At 59.6% G+C, this 13,892-nt stretch carries 17 protein-coding genes; 7 read left to right on the forward strand and 10 right to left on the reverse strand.

Annotated features, from left to right (window positions below):
• Window positions 1-61: 61 nt before the first annotated feature.
• The 5 genes from QD461_RS00895 to QD461_RS00915 form a co-directional block, all read right to left on the reverse strand.
• Window positions 62-937 carry a carbohydrate ABC transporter permease gene (locus QD461_RS00895; RefSeq protein ID WP_414086069.1) on the reverse strand — a complete coding sequence of 292 codons (876 nt, stop codon included), beginning with the start codon at window positions 935-937 and terminating at the stop codon, window positions 62-64.
• A 1-nt stretch (window position 938) separates the two neighbouring features.
• A complete protein-coding gene (locus QD461_RS00900; RefSeq protein ID WP_414086070.1) occupies window positions 939-1,844 on the reverse strand; it encodes a carbohydrate ABC transporter permease in 906 nt (301 codons plus the stop codon).
• 67 nt (window positions 1,845-1,911) lie between these two features.
• Window positions 1,912-3,180: an ABC transporter substrate-binding protein gene (locus QD461_RS00905; RefSeq protein ID WP_414086071.1), complete on the reverse strand. Its 1,269-nt coding sequence runs from the start codon at window positions 3,178-3,180 to the stop codon at window positions 1,912-1,914.
• Window positions 3,181-3,416: 236 nt separating this feature from the next.
• A complete protein-coding gene (locus QD461_RS00910) occupies window positions 3,417-4,310 on the reverse strand; it encodes a sugar phosphate isomerase/epimerase family protein (protein WP_414086072.1) in 894 nt (297 codons plus the stop codon).
• A 7-nt stretch (window positions 4,311-4,317) separates the two neighbouring features.
• Window positions 4,318-5,358 (reverse strand): Gfo/Idh/MocA family protein, encoded by a 1,041-nt coding sequence (locus QD461_RS00915; RefSeq protein WP_414086073.1) that lies wholly within the window; start codon window positions 5,356-5,358, stop codon window positions 4,318-4,320.
• A 135-nt stretch (window positions 5,359-5,493) separates the two neighbouring features.
• Here QD461_RS00915 and QD461_RS00920 point away from each other — a divergent pair, with 135 nt between their 5' ends.
• The 3 genes from QD461_RS00920 (at window position 5,494) to QD461_RS00930 (ending at window position 7,402) form a co-directional block, all read left to right on the forward strand.
• On the forward strand, window positions 5,494-6,537 hold the full coding sequence (locus QD461_RS00920) for a substrate-binding domain-containing protein (protein ID WP_414086074.1): 1,044 nt from the start codon (window positions 5,494-5,496) through the stop codon (window positions 6,535-6,537).
• Between the two features lie 90 nt (window positions 6,538-6,627).
• The gene (locus QD461_RS00925) at window positions 6,628-7,017 is read left to right on the forward strand and encodes a group II truncated hemoglobin (RefSeq protein WP_414086075.1); all 390 of its coding nucleotides are present in this window, start codon (window positions 6,628-6,630) and stop codon (window positions 7,015-7,017) included.
• 7 nt (window positions 7,018-7,024) lie between these two features.
• Window positions 7,025-7,402 (forward strand): DUF423 domain-containing protein, encoded by a 378-nt coding sequence (locus QD461_RS00930; RefSeq protein ID WP_414086076.1) that lies wholly within the window; start codon window positions 7,025-7,027, stop codon window positions 7,400-7,402.
• A gap of 45 nt (window positions 7,403-7,447) precedes the next feature.
• Here the strand turns inward: QD461_RS00930 and QD461_RS00935 are convergent, their stop codons facing one another.
• The 5 genes from QD461_RS00935 to QD461_RS00955 all read right to left on the reverse strand — a co-directional run bounded on the left by QD461_RS00935 (window position 7,448) and on the right by QD461_RS00955 (window position 10,396).
• On the reverse strand, window positions 7,448-7,762 hold the full coding sequence (locus QD461_RS00935) for an antibiotic biosynthesis monooxygenase family protein (RefSeq protein WP_414086077.1): 315 nt from the start codon (window positions 7,760-7,762) through the stop codon (window positions 7,448-7,450).
• Window positions 7,763-7,780: 18 nt separating this feature from the next.
• The gene (locus QD461_RS00940; RefSeq protein WP_414086078.1) at window positions 7,781-8,059 is read right to left on the reverse strand and encodes a hypothetical protein; all 279 of its coding nucleotides are present in this window, start codon (window positions 8,057-8,059) and stop codon (window positions 7,781-7,783) included.
• Entirely contained in the window at window positions 8,056-8,454 is a 399-nt protein-coding gene (locus QD461_RS00945; RefSeq protein ID WP_414086079.1) for a DUF2325 domain-containing protein, read from the reverse strand. The genes QD461_RS00940 and QD461_RS00945 overlap by 4 nt, the downstream gene beginning before the upstream one ends.
• Window positions 8,455-8,687: 233 nt before the next feature.
• Entirely contained in the window at window positions 8,688-9,941 is a 1,254-nt protein-coding gene (locus QD461_RS00950; protein ID WP_414086080.1) for a TonB family protein, read from the reverse strand.
• 5 nt (window positions 9,942-9,946) lie between these two features.
• Entirely contained in the window at window positions 9,947-10,396 is a 450-nt protein-coding gene (locus tag QD461_RS00955; RefSeq protein WP_414086081.1) for a hypothetical protein, read from the reverse strand.
• A gap of 193 nt (window positions 10,397-10,589) precedes the next feature.
• On the opposite strand from QD461_RS00955, the gene hemP reads away from it, so the two are divergent.
• Genes hemP through QD461_RS00975 form a run of 4 tightly spaced genes read left to right on the forward strand, consistent with a single transcriptional unit; the run spans window position 10,590 to window position 13,885 of the window.
• Window positions 10,590-10,763 carry a hemin uptake protein HemP gene (hemP, locus tag QD461_RS00960; protein WP_184702957.1) on the forward strand — a complete coding sequence of 58 codons (174 nt, stop codon included), beginning with the start codon at window positions 10,590-10,592 and terminating at the stop codon, window positions 10,761-10,763.
• Between the two features lie 9 nt (window positions 10,764-10,772).
• A complete protein-coding gene (locus QD461_RS00965) occupies window positions 10,773-11,828 on the forward strand; it encodes a hemin-degrading factor (RefSeq protein WP_414086082.1) in 1,056 nt (351 codons plus the stop codon).
• A gap of 10 nt (window positions 11,829-11,838) precedes the next feature.
• Window positions 11,839-12,774, forward strand: a complete 936-nt coding sequence (locus tag QD461_RS00970) for a heme/hemin ABC transporter substrate-binding protein (protein ID WP_414086083.1) — start codon at window positions 11,839-11,841, stop codon at window positions 12,772-12,774.
• Between the two features lie 19 nt (window positions 12,775-12,793).
• The gene (locus tag QD461_RS00975; RefSeq protein WP_414086326.1) at window positions 12,794-13,885 is read left to right on the forward strand and encodes a FecCD family ABC transporter permease; all 1,092 of its coding nucleotides are present in this window, start codon (window positions 12,794-12,796) and stop codon (window positions 13,883-13,885) included.
• Window positions 13,886-13,892 lie beyond the last annotated feature (7 nt).

Consider the following 13,892-nt stretch of genomic DNA (forward strand, 5'->3'; position numbering starts at 1 on the left):
CCATTCACCGAACCCCGCCTCTTCGGATCATCCCCGATGAGACGGAGCTTTCCGCATAAGTTTATTTGACGGCACCGGCGGCCACGCCTCGTGTCAAGGTGCGTTGGAAAATCAGGAAGAAGATCACCGTCGGCAAGATGCCGAGCAGCGAGGCCGCCGCAATTGCGGTCGGCTCCTGCGTATTGGATCCCGACAGCACGCCCATGGCCACGGAGATGGTCTGGTTGTTGTTGGAAACCAGGAACACGAGAGGGATCAGGAACTCGTTCCAGGTCCAGATGAAGAAGAAGGTCGCCAGCACAGCAAGCGTTGGGCGCAGCACTGGCACGATCACGAGCCAGAGAATCTGCCAGCGCGTCGCATTATCGATTTGCGCGGCCTCGATGATCTCGTGTGGAAACGTCGCCAGGACCGATGAGAGCAGATAAGTGCCGAAAGCGGTGTGAAGTACGCCGAGAATGATGATGACCGACAGCATCGAGTCGAACAGACCCACCTGCTTGGCCATATAGTAGAGCGGGTAGACCAGCGCCTCCTGCGGCGCCATGATCGCAATCAGCAGGATCACCAGCAACGCCTGCCCGCCGCGCACACGGCCGATGCCGATAGCATAGGCATTGAGCAGGCTGAGCACCACCGCCAGAATGGCCGTGCATGCACTGATCAAGATGCTGTTGAAGAGCTTCCGGGGGAAATCCACCGTTGTCCAGAAGTTCTTCAACGCGGTGAGATCGAAACTCCGCGGGAAAGCGAGCGGACCGTTTGCAGCATAATCCGCCGCCGTCTTGATGGCATTGAAGGCCGCCAGAAAGAATGGGAAAAGCGTTGCGGCCAGGAAAACGAGAAGGATTGTCAGAACGACCCAGCGACCGAACCCCTTCTTCCTGCGATGCTCCGTGTGCACGACCGGAACGGAGAGCGAAGACGTCGCGGCCATATCAATGTCCCCCCGCGGATTGCTTCGATTGCATGCGCATGAATATGACGCCGAGCACGATGGTCATGGCGGTCTGCAGCGTCGCAATCGCCGCGGCGTAGCCGACGCGGTTCGTCGTGAAGAAGTGATAGTAAGACAGGTAGGAGGGCACCGTCGTCGCGTTATCCGGCCCGCCTGATGTCAGAACGTAGATCGGTGCGAACACCTTCAGAGCTGCGATCAACGTCGTCAATGCGACGACGAAGATTTCAGGCATCAGCATCGGGATGGTGATGGAGCGAAAGCGGCCGAACCAGGTCGCATTGTCGAGTTCGGCAGCCTCATAGAGCGAGGGGTCTACGCGCGCGAGCCCGGACATGAACACGACCAGACAATAGCCGACCTGCACCCAGACAATGACGGCGGAAACCGCCAGCAGCGCATAACTCGCATCGCCCAGCCAGTTCTTCGCCATGAAATCGAGACCAAGCGCCCGCAAGACAGCGTTAATGATGCCGAAAGGATTGAGGATCCATGTCCACAGAACGCCTACCGTAGTCAACGGCAGAATCTGTGGCAAGTAAAAGCCGGCACGAAAGAAGCTCGACCAGGTCTCGCTGAACTGGGCAGCAATGTAGTCGAACAGCACCGCAGCTAGCACCAGCCCGAGAAGGATGGGTACGATCGTCATCGAAATGATGAACAATAGCGTATGCTGCATCGACCCCCAGAACACGGTATCCTGAAGCAGCCGCTGATAGTTTTCGAAGCCGACATAACGTGGCGGAATGTTGCCACCCTTCCACGTCGTGAAGCTGATGGCCAGATTGGCAATCAGCGGAATGAGGACCACCAGCGCAAATCCCAGCATGCCGGGAATGATATAGAGATAGTACCCAGCCTTACTTTCGCTGCCTGCCTTCACCATCGAATTCCTCCCTCCGATACGGCGAGGCGGCATTGAGCCGTCCCGCCGTTGTGATTGTCGACGATGATTATTGGGCCGCCTGCGCGTCGTCGTAAGGCTTCTTTATGCGTTCGGCGAACTGATCTGGCGTGGTTGAGCCGTTCACCAGGCCGGTCGTCGCCTGGATCAACAGTTCGTAATAGCCGGGCACCGGCCAATCCGGATAAAGGCCGAGACCACCCTTGCCGGAGATATTGCTAAAGAGCTCGACATTGCGCTTGCCGAGTTCGTCCTTAACAGCAGCCGGATCGGCGGCAATTGCGACGCCGCCAAGATTGGCCTGCTCGTTCTGATTTTCCTTGCCAAGCGCGAGATCGATGAATTCGTAAGCGAGATCCTTGTTCTTGGAGCCCTTCGGCACCACGAACAGGTTTCCGGTAGAGCCGACGGTGTATTTTGGCGTCGGGAAGACGAACTGGCTCCACTTGAAGCTCTTGATAGAGCTGGCGAAATTGCCGTTGTTCCATGTGCCGCTGATGAACATGGGCGCCTTGCCGGAGGAGAAGAGGTTGTCAGCGCCGCCTGTGCCCTTCAGACCGGTCGAATCCTTGGAGATGTAACCCTTGCTCACCCAATCGACGATCTTCTTGGCGGCGAAGAGAAAGGGCTTGGTATCGAGCGGTGCCTTGAGGCCCTGATAGTTATTGACCCAGGTATCGTCCGCCTGTGTCAGTGCCAGTGTATAGAGCAGATGCTGCCCGTTTGAATCCACAGTCCCCAGGGAAAGCGGCGTGATGCCCTTCTGCTTGAATGTCGCGAGCGCGGCTTCGAACTCATCCAGTGTCGTCGGTACTTTCACGCCGTTCGCCTGGAACAGGTCGATATTATAGAAAACGGAGACAAACTCCGCATAGGCCGGAATGCCGATAATCGGACCAGAACCGTAGATGCCGTTGGCGTCATACTTGCTCAGTTGCGTGCTGTTGTCGTTCAGGATCTTGTCCCAGCCGCGCGACTTGAATTGATCGTCGAGCGGCGTCAACAGGCCCTGTGAAGCAACGAGACCAGCGGTGGCATTGCCTTTGTTGTATTCGAGCACGTCAGGAGCCTGATCCGAATTGAGAATGAGACTGCCGGCCTTTTGCAATTGCTCGAAAGTCTTCAGTTCGAAATTCACGGTGACATCCGGATGCTTGGCCTTCAGTTCGCCAAGAGCCTTCGTCCAAGCCTTGGACTGAGGCGTGTCAGGCAGCTCGAACCACCAGATGTTGAATGTCTTGTTTTGAGCTTGCGCCACGCCGGCAGCCAGCAGAAGCGACATGCCGGCCGAGATCGCCAGCTTCGAAAAAATATTCATATATTCTCCTCCACCTGCGAACCGTGACGGTTTTGAACCGACGACATGGCCCGCGCTGCCGTCGGCTTTTCCCTCATTGCTACCGGTGCATTCGCCCGTCCCCCTAAGAGCGATCAGCAAATGCCCGGCAGTCCCTCCATTTGGTTGCCCGTCTCGCGCGGAGCGTCGGCCGCTCCACGCCTTTGATTAACGCACAACTTGCCTCCTAAATCGATGCAGATTCGCCAAAGCGTGGGTTACTCGACGTATTCGCCGCCCCGGCTTCTCTTGAGATAGTTCAGTCCGTGAACCTGACCAGTCATCTCGAGCGCATCGCGATAGACCGGATCGTGCCAGCCCTCGATGTCGATCGAGCCGGACCAGCCGGCAAGGCGCAGTTCGGAGATGATGTCGGTCCAGTTGCTGTCACCGAAGCCCGGCGTGCGCATGAAGACGAACTTCTCCTTGCCGAAGATGCCGTGTTCCTTGATGACGTCCCAGCGGATGGTCGCGTCCTTACCGTGGACGTGGAAAATCTTGCTTGCCCATTTGCGGATCTGCGGCAGCGGCTCGATCAGATAGACCATCTGATGGCATGGCTCCCATTCCAGACCGACATTGTCGTCCGGGGTCTCGTTGAACATCAGCTCCCACGCATCGGGGTTATGCGCGATGTTCCAGTCGCCGGTCGCCCAGTTGCCATCCATGGCACAATTTTCGAAGGCGATCTTGATACCCTTGTCCGCAGCCCGCTTGGCAAGCTCACTCCAGACCTGCTTGTAGCGCGGCAGGCTGTCGGTGAGCGGCTTGTTGCGGATGCGGCCAGTAAAGCCGGCAACGCAGGTCGCGCCGAAGTGATGGGCGTTGTCTATGCAGTCTTTCCATCCCTGCAGTGTCTGCAGGTCCATCTCGCGCTCTTCGAGCGGGTTGCCGAACATGCCGAGGGTCGAGATGGTGATGTCGCGATCGCCAATGGCTTCGCGGCAGCGTTTGCCAAGATCCGCCAGATTTTGGCCGTTTGTGGTCTGCCAGAAGAAGGGTTCGAAGCTTTCGAAGCCGAGATCGGCGATCTTGGCGATATTCTCTGCGGCATCCTCGTTCGTTGCCCTGATCATCGTGCCGATGCGGATGGCCTTTGCCGGATTGGTCATAATCTCACTATCCTTGTGCTGAAATATCGACGCGCCGGCCCGCCTTGGCGCTCTCGATGGCGCCTAAAACCATGGCGAGGCTACGAATATTGTCTTCGCTTGCGGTCTCGGGCGCTTTGCCGGTCCTGATCGCCTCGATGAAGGAGGCGATGACGCTGGCATGGCCGTGCGTCTCTTCCTCATGTTTCGGCCCCGGAACTTCGATCGGCGTAAAGCCATGCAACAGACCAGGCTCATTGCCGGCGACGCTGGCTTCGAAATTCTCCTCACCATCCCAGGTTAGCATGCCCCTGCTGCCGGTTAGCCGCCACTGACTTTCCCAGCTCGTGCGTCGGCCCTCGGCGCACCAGGAGCCGCGATAGCTGAAAACGACATCGTCGGAAAAATCGAAAAGCGCATGTGCCGATGCGCCATGCTTGTACCAGGACCCCACAGGGTTCTTTTCAATGCAATAGACCGAAAGCGGCACCTTACCGGATACGAAGCGGGCGGCATCGAAGGTATGAATCGCCATGTCGAGCAGCAGCACATTGTCCATTTCCTCGCGGAAGCCGCCGAAATGCGGGCCAAGGAAGAAATCGCAATGGATGCCCGTAAGTTCACCGATCGCACCCTCCTCTACAAGCCGGCGCAGGCGACGGATGCCGGAGATGTAGCGGCGGTTCTGGATGATGGCATGAACCTTGCTGGCCTTGGCGGCAAGGTCGATCAGGGCGGCACCTTCTGCGAGCGAGGTCGCCATCGGCTTTTCGCTGAGCACATGACAGCCAGCCTTCAAAGCCGTCGAAACCACAGCGAAGCGTGCCGCGGGGATGACGACGTCAAAAACCAGATCGGCCTTCGTCGCCGCGATGACATCGCCGAGATCCGAGCCGATGACGGCATCTTCCAGAGAGAACTCTTTGGCAAGGTTTTCAGCGGTCGCTCGATTGAGATCGACCAGGCCGACGACCTGAATGGAAGCGGCAAGCGCCGGCGTCGAGGCGATGGCCCTGAGCCAGCCCTTGGACATAGCTCCGCACCCGCACAAAATGGCATTGAATTTCACGATGTCCTCCAGCGGGCGGTGATCAACCCCTCATGACACGCGCTCCGTAAACGTTTACGATACTATGCGAAAAGATTTTCCTGTGTCAATAGAGGGGGACTACGGAAAATGGTGGATGGAGGAAAACCGCGGCCGATGAAGGGAATTCGCCAGCTTGCCGAGCATCTCGATATCTCGATCGGCACAGTATCACGCGCATTGAACGGCAAACCGGATGTGAACGAAGAAACCCGCAAGCGCGTGCTCGCCGCCGCCGAGCAACTGGGCTATGTGGCCAACCAGTCGGGACGCAGCCTTCGGCAGGGCACGACCAACGTCATCGGCCTGATGATCCAATCCAGCAAGGAAACGGTCGAAAATAGTGACAACTTCTTCCTGACCGTGACGGGTGGATTACAGAGCGTGTTCTCGCGGCACAATCTCGATCTGATCATGCTCCCCTGCCCGCATGACGAAGACCCTTATGAGTATCTGAAACGCATGGTGGCAAGGCGTATTGTCGATGCGTTGATCCTGTCCGAGACGCAGCGCGTCGACAAGCGCTTCGATCTGCTCGCCAAGGCGAAGATCCCCTTTGCCGCACTCGGCCGCAGCCTCTCGGGCGTGCATCACCCCTGGGCCGACCTCGATTTCGACAGCGTTGCCAACAGCGCCGTCGACAGGCTCGTCGCGCGCGGCCATCGGCGCATCGCAATCAGCGTGCCCACCAGCGACATCAACCTCGGTTTCGTCTTCGCGGAAGGCTATCGCCACGCTTTGGAGCGGCACGGAATTCCCTACGATCCGGCGCTGATCATCCGCGCCAAATCGAGCGAACAGGGTGGCTATCAGGTTGCCGACGAATTGCTTCGGCTCGAAGACAGGCCAACGGCCGTCATCCTGATCTACGAGCTGATGGCCATCGGCCTTTATCGGCGCGTCATGGAAGCCGGCATCATTCCCGGCCGTGACATCGCCGTCGTGGGCTTTCGCGAGGCGCCGCGCGCCAAGTTCCTGCAGCCGGCTCTCACCTGTTTTCGCACGTCGCTGCACGATCTCGGCGTCGAACTCGCCGAAATCCTGCTTTCCAGCATGCCTGCCTACAATCACTTGTATCCCGATACAAATCGGCAGCGAACCTGGTCGCTCGAGCTCGTTCCGGGGGAGAGCGACGCCTTCTACCTGCCGTCGAGCAAATAAGGCAGCGCCGAAACGCCGCAGCGACCATATCGACGGTTGCGGCGTCGCCCATCAATTGCCATGTAGGGCATCGTAAACAGGGGTAACGGCTTGAGCGAAGAAACCATCACACTTTACGAAGCGATCGGCGGCGACCGGACCGTGCGCGCGCTGACGTCACGCTTCTACGAACTGATGGATACGCTGCCCGAGGCCGCCAATTGCCGCGCCGTGCATCCTCAGAGCCTCGAAGGCTCGCAGGAGAAGTTCTACGAATATCTGACCGGCTATCTCGGCGGCCCGCAGCTCTACATCGAGAAGCGCGGCCATCCCCGCCTGCGCAGCCGCCATTTCGTCGCCGCTATCGGTTCGACCGAACGCGACGAGTGGTTGCTCTGCTTCCGCCGCGCCCTGGACGAAACCATCGAGAACGAGAAACTACGAGCCATCATCTGGGAGCCGGTCGAGCGCCTGGCCCTCCACATACAGAACAGGGAATGAGGAAGACATGAGTGTGAGCGCCATAATCCGGCCGGCCACCCTGTTTGTGGCTGGCATCCTAGGTGGTGTCGGCGTAGCCCTTGCCGCAGCCGCAACCCATGGCGGCGACACGCATTTCCTCGGCGCGGCTTCGACCATGAGCCTGGCACACGCCCCTGCCCTGCTGGCGCTCTACGCCGCCTACGACCGGATCCGCACTGCGCCGCTCGCAGCCGTATTGCTAGGTCTGGGAACATTGATCTTCGCCGGCGATCTCATCGTCAGGCATTTTGGAAGCAGCTCGCTGTTCCCGATGGCGGCTCCAACGGGCGGCATGGGCATGATTGCCGGATGGGCGATGATCGCAATCGGCGTGTTTTTTGGAATGCGCGACGCAAAGGCATGAAGGCAACGCCGCCTTAACGCCCAACGCAGCGAAGAAGATCCCGGCTCAGATTCCGGGAACCACGCTAAAGCCTTCGAACTGCGGCGGCCCCCAATAGAGCCGCTTATTGTCGCCGGCATTGCGGTGCGCCGCGCGAAAATGCTCGGATTTCGTCCAATTGATGAAGTCGTCCTCGGTGCGCCAGCTCGTGTGCGAGGAAAACACCGTATGGCCCTCTTCCACATTCGATTTACCGCGTAGTAGGCGAAATTCTATGAACCCTGGCACTTCAGACAGCCGGGAATCTCGCCCTCTCCAGACCTCTTCGAATTCGCCCTCCAAACCGATGACGACCTTGAAGCGGTTCATGGCGATAAACATGGCAACCTCGTTCGACGATCAGACCTTCTTGCGACGCGTGACAGTCTTATCCACGTCCGGCGCAAAGGCAACGATATTTGCGCCATCGAGAGCGGTCGTGCCCGCGATGCGATCCGATGCCTCACCTGGGCGACGTACCTTCCAAGTCGGAAAGGTCGCCACATTCGGAGCGCGCTGTTGCTCCTCGGCCCGACGCATCAGCAATTCGTAAAGCTCGGGCACAAGCCCGTCACCATTCTGCGCGGCCAGATTGTGCAGGCCGATCAGCATAACCCCGTCAGGGCTGTCATCAATCATTGGGAAACATCTCGTTCTTTCATGGTCTGCAGCGCTCTTTCGAGGCTGGACTTGCTGCCGTTCCGTAGAGGAATGAAAGCCTTGCCGAATTTCTTGCAGCCGGTCTTCACCCGCAGGCAGGCATCGTGGCTGATACAGTCGATGGGGCAGAAGACGCAGTCGACCGAAGGCAACACCGTATCGATGCGTGAAACGGCTTCACGCAGGCCACCATCGTGATGGATGAGTTCGGCCCCGAAGTTGCTGGCGATCTGGCGCAGATGCGCCACCTGGCAATCGCGCCCACCGACATAGAGGAAGCTGCGCACATCGAGGTTGGATTTTCCGGAAACCTGCGCCGTCGCCTGCACTTCGCGGCTTCCGCGACCAGAATCCTTCTTCCCCTTACGCGCCATGCATCACCCGTTTGCTGATTGCTCTTGCGCGCTCGATTCCGACGAGCGCGAGGCGACCTTAGTAAACATGACTTTTGGAGTAAAGTATAAAGTTGATAATTCCCATCATATTTTAAGAGGCAGCGCCGCGGCGCTGTGAACATGTCCGGGAAAGTGCGCGGCAGCTTCCATCCCGAATGCGCGAAAGCAATCAGATGGAGCGTTTTCCCGATGCAGTGAAAAGCAGAAGCGCTCTAACGGCCCGCCGTCTGCACGGCCTGCACGAACGACCATGTCGGCTTGCCCCATTCCGGAGGCAACGGCGAAAATGGCGCGGCATTTCGCACTTGCTCCATCACCGCATCATCCAATCCGGAATTCCCTGAGCTGCGCGCCAGGGAGACGGACCGCAGTTCGCCACCGGATCCGATCGACAGCCTGACGACAAGGGTCAGGCCCTTTTCATATTTGGAGGACACGCGCTGCACATAACGCTTGATGCGAGATTGCAGCTTGCCCTGATAATTCGCAATTGCCGCATCTCCCGAACCGGTCTTGCGCGCGTTCAGCTGAGAGTTTTGGTCCGATTGGGTTGCCTCGGTGCCGTTGATCGCCCCCCTCTTGGAGTCCTCCTCGCTCTCGCCGCGCGACCCGGACTTGACTTTCGCCACCTTCAGAGCCGGCTTTTTGACGACCCGCAGCCTTTCCACAGACTTCGGCTTGGCAAGGGGCGTTACGACCTCAGGCATGGGCTGAATGGGTTGCGCTTCGGCAACCTGGTTGTCCACGGGCTGGATCGGCTCGGCAGGCTGGATCACCGTCGTCTCTGCAGGCGTTTGTGTCGCCAAGATCTGCGGCTGCTCGGGCACGACGGTCGTCGGTGGCGCCTGCTCGACCGGCTGCACGGCTTCCGCCGTCTGAACCGGCTGAGCCGCGGCGGGCTGCGTCTGAACGACTTCGGGTTGCGACGCCTGTGGCTGAACTTCCTCGGGCGTGACCTCAGTCGGCTGCACCGTCTCCGGCTGAACCGCCTCTGCAATCATCTGCTCGGGCTGCGGGTTTTCCTCGCCGGCGGCCATCTGGTCGGCGTCGGAATTGCCGATCATGATGACGCTGACCGTATCGCCCGCTTCCTCCTTCGCCTCTTCCGGCGTCGCAACGAAGGTGAGCAGCAAGAGGGCAACGACAATTCCATGGAAAAGGCAGGATCCGAGACCGGAGAAAAAAAGCGGCGCTTTGCGCCCAGAGGCCGCGGCGTGAGGCTTCTCGGGCAGCGCGTCCATTGGTAGCGGATCCGCCGCCTCGATTGGTGTTGGCTCGGTCGGATGCTCCGGAAAGGAGCTGATCTGCGTGAAGCAGCTGTAATGTATCACGGTCTCGCCGGCCGGCGGCCGCGGCACGCCTTCGAGGCCCGTCAATTCATGGCCCGGCAGCGCGCTCGGATAGTTGTCATTCAAGCCGCCGTTGGAACGGCGCTCCATGGAAACCTTGACCGAGCGCATCGCCATGGCCTTCAGCCTTCAAAAGCTACGGATATTTGCGAGTGGGTGGTTAGCGCGGCTTTGCACTCGCCCGCCGCCGGGCCATCACATATCGGCGTATCGTTGATGATAATGCGGGTGACCGTCTCGCACTTGACGCCGGGCATATCGAACTGCCGCACCCGCTTCTTGCCGAGCGGCAGGTCACGGAAATCGAGGACAGTAACGCGGTCGACGGCGTTCTTGTCGTTGAAGAATGCAAGTTCGAAGGAGATCTTGTTGATTGGCGTTGCCATGTCGTTTTCGGCAACGAAGGTCATCATGCATCCCTTCTGCGACGGCGCCAAAGCATTGAGTTCGACGCTGAGCTTACGCGCGGCGGCTGCTGGAGTTGCGTTCGCCTCCTCGGCAAGGGCCGGAGCGAAGTTTGTAGCAGCAAATATCCCCGAAATTGCGAACGCCAAGATCGTCTTCGTCAGCATCGGTCTGTCTCCTGAATATAATTCCACACGCGCCTTCGCGGTCGACTGCCCTGGCGTGTGTCGTCGAAATTTTTAAACTTGACTTTATCTGTATCCTATTGCGTCTTTATGAAACCATGAGTATGAGAGTCAAGATAAATTTGGCCGAACGGTGGTTCGGCCCCCGATGAATTTTCAGGCAAAACCAAGCAGGATGATTGCTGACAAAAACCCGACGCCGCCGGCACAGAACACGGCGGCACCGCAGCTAAGAATAGTCGAGAGCACGGATATTTTCCGCGGTCAGACGGAAATCATGATCAAGCATGAAGGCGTCATCTACCGCATGAAGATTACGCGCCAAGGCAAGCTCATACTCAACAAATAGGCATGACAAATGACTGAGACGACACGACCGACCCCCGCTGAGATCCGCGCTTTCCGCGCCGAGAACCCGAAGATGCGCGAGCGCGATATCGCCGCCCGCCTCAACATTTCCGAAGCAGCCCTCGTCGCGGCCGAAGTCGGCATTTCCGCCATCCGGATCGACGCGAGCGTCGATCGCTTCCTGGAGCGGATCGCCTCGCTCGGCGAGATCATGGCACTGTCGCGCAACGAAAGTGCCGTCCACGAAAAGATCGGCGTCTATGAAAACATGAAGTTCGGCGCCCAGGCCGCGATCGTGCTCGGCGAAAATATCGACCTGCGCATCTTCCCGAAGCGCTGGGCGTACGGCTTTGCCGTCACCAAGGCCGATGGCGATCAGCAGAAGCTAAGCCTGCAATTCTTCGATAAGGCAGGCGACGCCGTCCACAAGATCCATCTTCGTCCTGCCTCGAATGTCGAGGCTTACCACACTATGGTCGCAGAGCTGCGCATCGAAGACCAGTCGCAGGAATTCGTCGAAGACCGCTCGGGCTACGACAACGGCGCGACGGATGGCGATGTCAGCCGCGACGAGCTGCGCGACCACTGGAGCCGCATGACCGACACGCATGAATTCTTCGGCATGCTGAAGAAGCTGAAGATCGGCCGCCAGGACGCCATTCGCACCGTCGGCGACGACTATGCATGGAAGCTGGATGCCGGCGCTGTCGCCGAAATGATGTACGCTTCCGTGCGCGAAGGTCTGCCGATCATGTGCTTCGTCGCCAACGAAGGCACCGTGCAGATCCATTCCGGCCCGATCGTCAACGTCCAGACCATGGGCCCGTGGATCAACGTCATGGATCCGACCTTCCATCTGCACCTGCGGCAGGACCAGATCGCCGAGACCTGGGCCGTGCGCAAGCCGACCAAGGACGGCCATGTGACTTCGCTCGAAGCCTACAATGCCAAGGGCGAGATGATCATCCAGTTCTTCGGCAAGCGGAAGGAAGGCTTCGACGAGCGTCCCGACTGGCGCGCCATCGTCGAAAACCTGACGAAAGACGGCGCCAGCGTCGCTGCGTGAGAGACGGCAAATGACGATGTTTAGGAACTTCAAGCGTATCAGGGCGTGGGAAATCGCGCTGACCATGGCAGTCATGGCTCTGCCATTCGTTCCGGCGAACCCCATCGTGGGCTATGGCAGCCTCGTGCGGCACGCCCAAGCCGCCGAAACGCCGAAGAAGCTCGACACCACGCGGCTGGTCTCCATCGGCGGCGATGTGACCGAGATCGTCTACGCGCTCGGCGAGGAAAAGCGGCTGATCGCCCGCGATTCCACCAGCCTTTATCCCAAGGAAGTCACCAAACTTCCCGATGTCGGCTATATGCGCGCCCTGTCGCCGGAAGGCATCCTCGCCGTCAACCCGACGGCCATCATTGCCGTCGAGGGTTCTGGCCCGCCGGAGGCGCTGGCGGTATTGCACAATGCCAGCCTGCCCTTCGAAACCGTGCCGCAAACCTATGACCGCGACGGCATCCTGAAGAAGATCGACGTCGTCGGCTCGCTGCTCGGCGTGCCGGAAAAGGCGAAGGCCCTGGAAGAGAAAGTTGCGGCGGACCTCGAGGCCGCGATCAACGAATCGGCCAAACGCCCGGAGGCCGAGCGCAAGCGCGTGCTTTTCGTGCTCAGCAACCAGAACGGCAAGATCCTCGCTTCGGGAAGCAACACGGCTGCCGATGGCATCATCAAGCTTACGGGCGCGATCAATGCGATCAGTGGCTTTTCCGGCTACAAATCAGTAACGGATGAAGCGATCATCGAAGCCAAGCCCGATGTCATCCTGATCATGGATCGCGAAGGACCGCTATCGATGTCGGATGAAGACCTGCTGAAGCAACCGGCCATTTCGCTGACGCCAGCCGCCAGCCACAAGGCAATCATCCGCATGGACGGCCTGCACCTGCTCGGCTTTGGCCCGCGCACGGCAAGCGCCATTCGCGAACTGAACGCGGCGATCTACGGAGGCTGACGTGGCATTCAACGATGCCATGGCAGGGCTGAAGCAGATGTCGCAGACCAACGAACGCCGCCGTGAGGGGGATCGCACCGCACTTGCGATCCTCGTCATCGCGGGCCTCGTCCTGGTGTCCATGGCCGCCCTCGCCTTCTCGATCACGACCGGCGCCTCGAATGCGTCGATCATCGACGTGATCGGCAGTGCGGTAAGCGGCAAGGCAGAAAGCGCGCTAAGCGTCCGCGACCGCATCGTCATCTTCGACATCCGTCTGCCTCGCGCCATTCTCGGCTTTCTGATCGGCGGTGGCTTGGCGGTTTCCGGCGCGGTCATGCAGGGCTTGTTCCGCAACCCGCTGGCAGATCCCGGCCTGATCGGCGTTTCCGCCGGCTCCAGCCTCGGTGCGGTCGCAATGATCGTGCTCGGCGGCAGCGTGCTCGCCCCGGTCGTGCACGTATTCGGCATCTTCTCGCTTCCCATCGCCGCCTTTGTCGGCGGCCTGATAACTACAATCCTGCTTTACAAGATTGCGACCCGGCACGGTCAGACCTCGATCGCGACCATGCTGCTGGCCGGCATCGCACTTGGCTCCCTCGCTCTGGCCGCGACGGGCATCCTGATTTACATGGCTGATGATCGGCAGCTGCGCGACCTGACCTTCTGGAGCATGGGATCGCTGGCAGGCTCAACCTGGAGCAAGGTCGCCGGCGCCGGCCCGATCATCATCCTTTCGCTGCTGCCCCTGCCCTTCATGGCTCGCGGTCTCAACGCGCTGACGCTCGGCGAAGCGGCAGCCTTTCACATGGGCGTCGCCGTGCAGCGGCTGAAGAACGTCGCCATCGTCAGCGTCGCCGCAGCCGTTGGCGCTTCCGTCGCCGTCAGCGGCGGCATCGGCTTCGTCGGCATCGTCGTGCCGCATATTTTGCGTATAGTCATCGGGCCGGACCACCGCTTCCTGCTTCCCGCTTCGGCACTGCTCGGCGGCTCGCTTCTGGTCATTGCCGATGTGGTCGCCCGCACCATCGTTTCCCCCGCGGAATTGCCGATCGGTATCCTGACGGCCGGCGTTGGCGGTCCCTTCTTCCTGTGGATGCTGCTCAGGCAGCGCTCGCGCCTCAGCCTATGAGCCCGCC

Origin of the sequence: Rhizobium sp. BR 314, from assembly GCF_047445805.1 — a bacterium.
GTDB classification, from domain to species: domain Bacteria; phylum Pseudomonadota; class Alphaproteobacteria; order Rhizobiales; family Rhizobiaceae; genus Rhizobium; species Rhizobium lusitanum_B.

Excerpts from the sequence above, each read along its gene's own strand:
- QD461_RS00895 (WP_414086069.1), bottom strand. The coding sequence starts at position 937 with ATGGCCGCGACGTCTTCGCTCTCCGTTCCGGTCGTGCACACGGAGCAT.
- QD461_RS00900 (WP_414086070.1), bottom strand. The coding sequence starts at position 1,844 with ATGGTGAAGGCAGGCAGCGAAAGTAAGGCTGGGTACTATCTCTATATC.
- QD461_RS00905 (WP_414086071.1), bottom strand. The coding sequence starts at position 3,180 with ATGAATATTTTTTCGAAGCTGGCGATCTCGGCCGGCATGTCGCTTCTG.
- QD461_RS00910 (WP_414086072.1), bottom strand. The coding sequence starts at position 4,310 with ATGACCAATCCGGCAAAGGCCATCCGCATCGGCACGATGATCAGGGCA.
- QD461_RS00920 (WP_414086074.1), top strand. The coding sequence starts at position 5,494 with ATGAAGGGAATTCGCCAGCTTGCCGAGCATCTCGATATCTCGATCGGC.
- QD461_RS00930 (WP_414086076.1), top strand. The coding sequence starts at position 7,025 with ATGAGTGTGAGCGCCATAATCCGGCCGGCCACCCTGTTTGTGGCTGGC.
- QD461_RS00935 (WP_414086077.1), bottom strand. The coding sequence starts at position 7,762 with ATGTTTATCGCCATGAACCGCTTCAAGGTCGTCATCGGTTTGGAGGGC.
- QD461_RS00940 (WP_414086078.1), bottom strand. The coding sequence starts at position 8,059 with ATGATTGATGACAGCCCTGACGGGGTTATGCTGATCGGCCTGCACAAT.
- QD461_RS00945 (WP_414086079.1), bottom strand. The coding sequence starts at position 8,454 with ATGGCGCGTAAGGGGAAGAAGGATTCTGGTCGCGGAAGCCGCGAAGTG.
- QD461_RS00950 (WP_414086080.1), bottom strand. The coding sequence starts at position 9,941 with ATGGCGATGCGCTCGGTCAAGGTTTCCATGGAGCGCCGTTCCAACGGC.
- QD461_RS00955 (WP_414086081.1), bottom strand. The coding sequence starts at position 10,396 with ATGCTGACGAAGACGATCTTGGCGTTCGCAATTTCGGGGATATTTGCT.
- hemP (WP_184702957.1), top strand. The coding sequence starts at position 10,590 with ATGATTGCTGACAAAAACCCGACGCCGCCGGCACAGAACACGGCGGCA.
- QD461_RS00965 (WP_414086082.1), top strand. The coding sequence starts at position 10,773 with ATGACTGAGACGACACGACCGACCCCCGCTGAGATCCGCGCTTTCCGC.
- QD461_RS00970 (WP_414086083.1), top strand. The coding sequence starts at position 11,839 with ATGACGATGTTTAGGAACTTCAAGCGTATCAGGGCGTGGGAAATCGCG.
- QD461_RS00975 (WP_414086326.1), top strand. The coding sequence starts at position 12,794 with ATGGCAGGGCTGAAGCAGATGTCGCAGACCAACGAACGCCGCCGTGAG.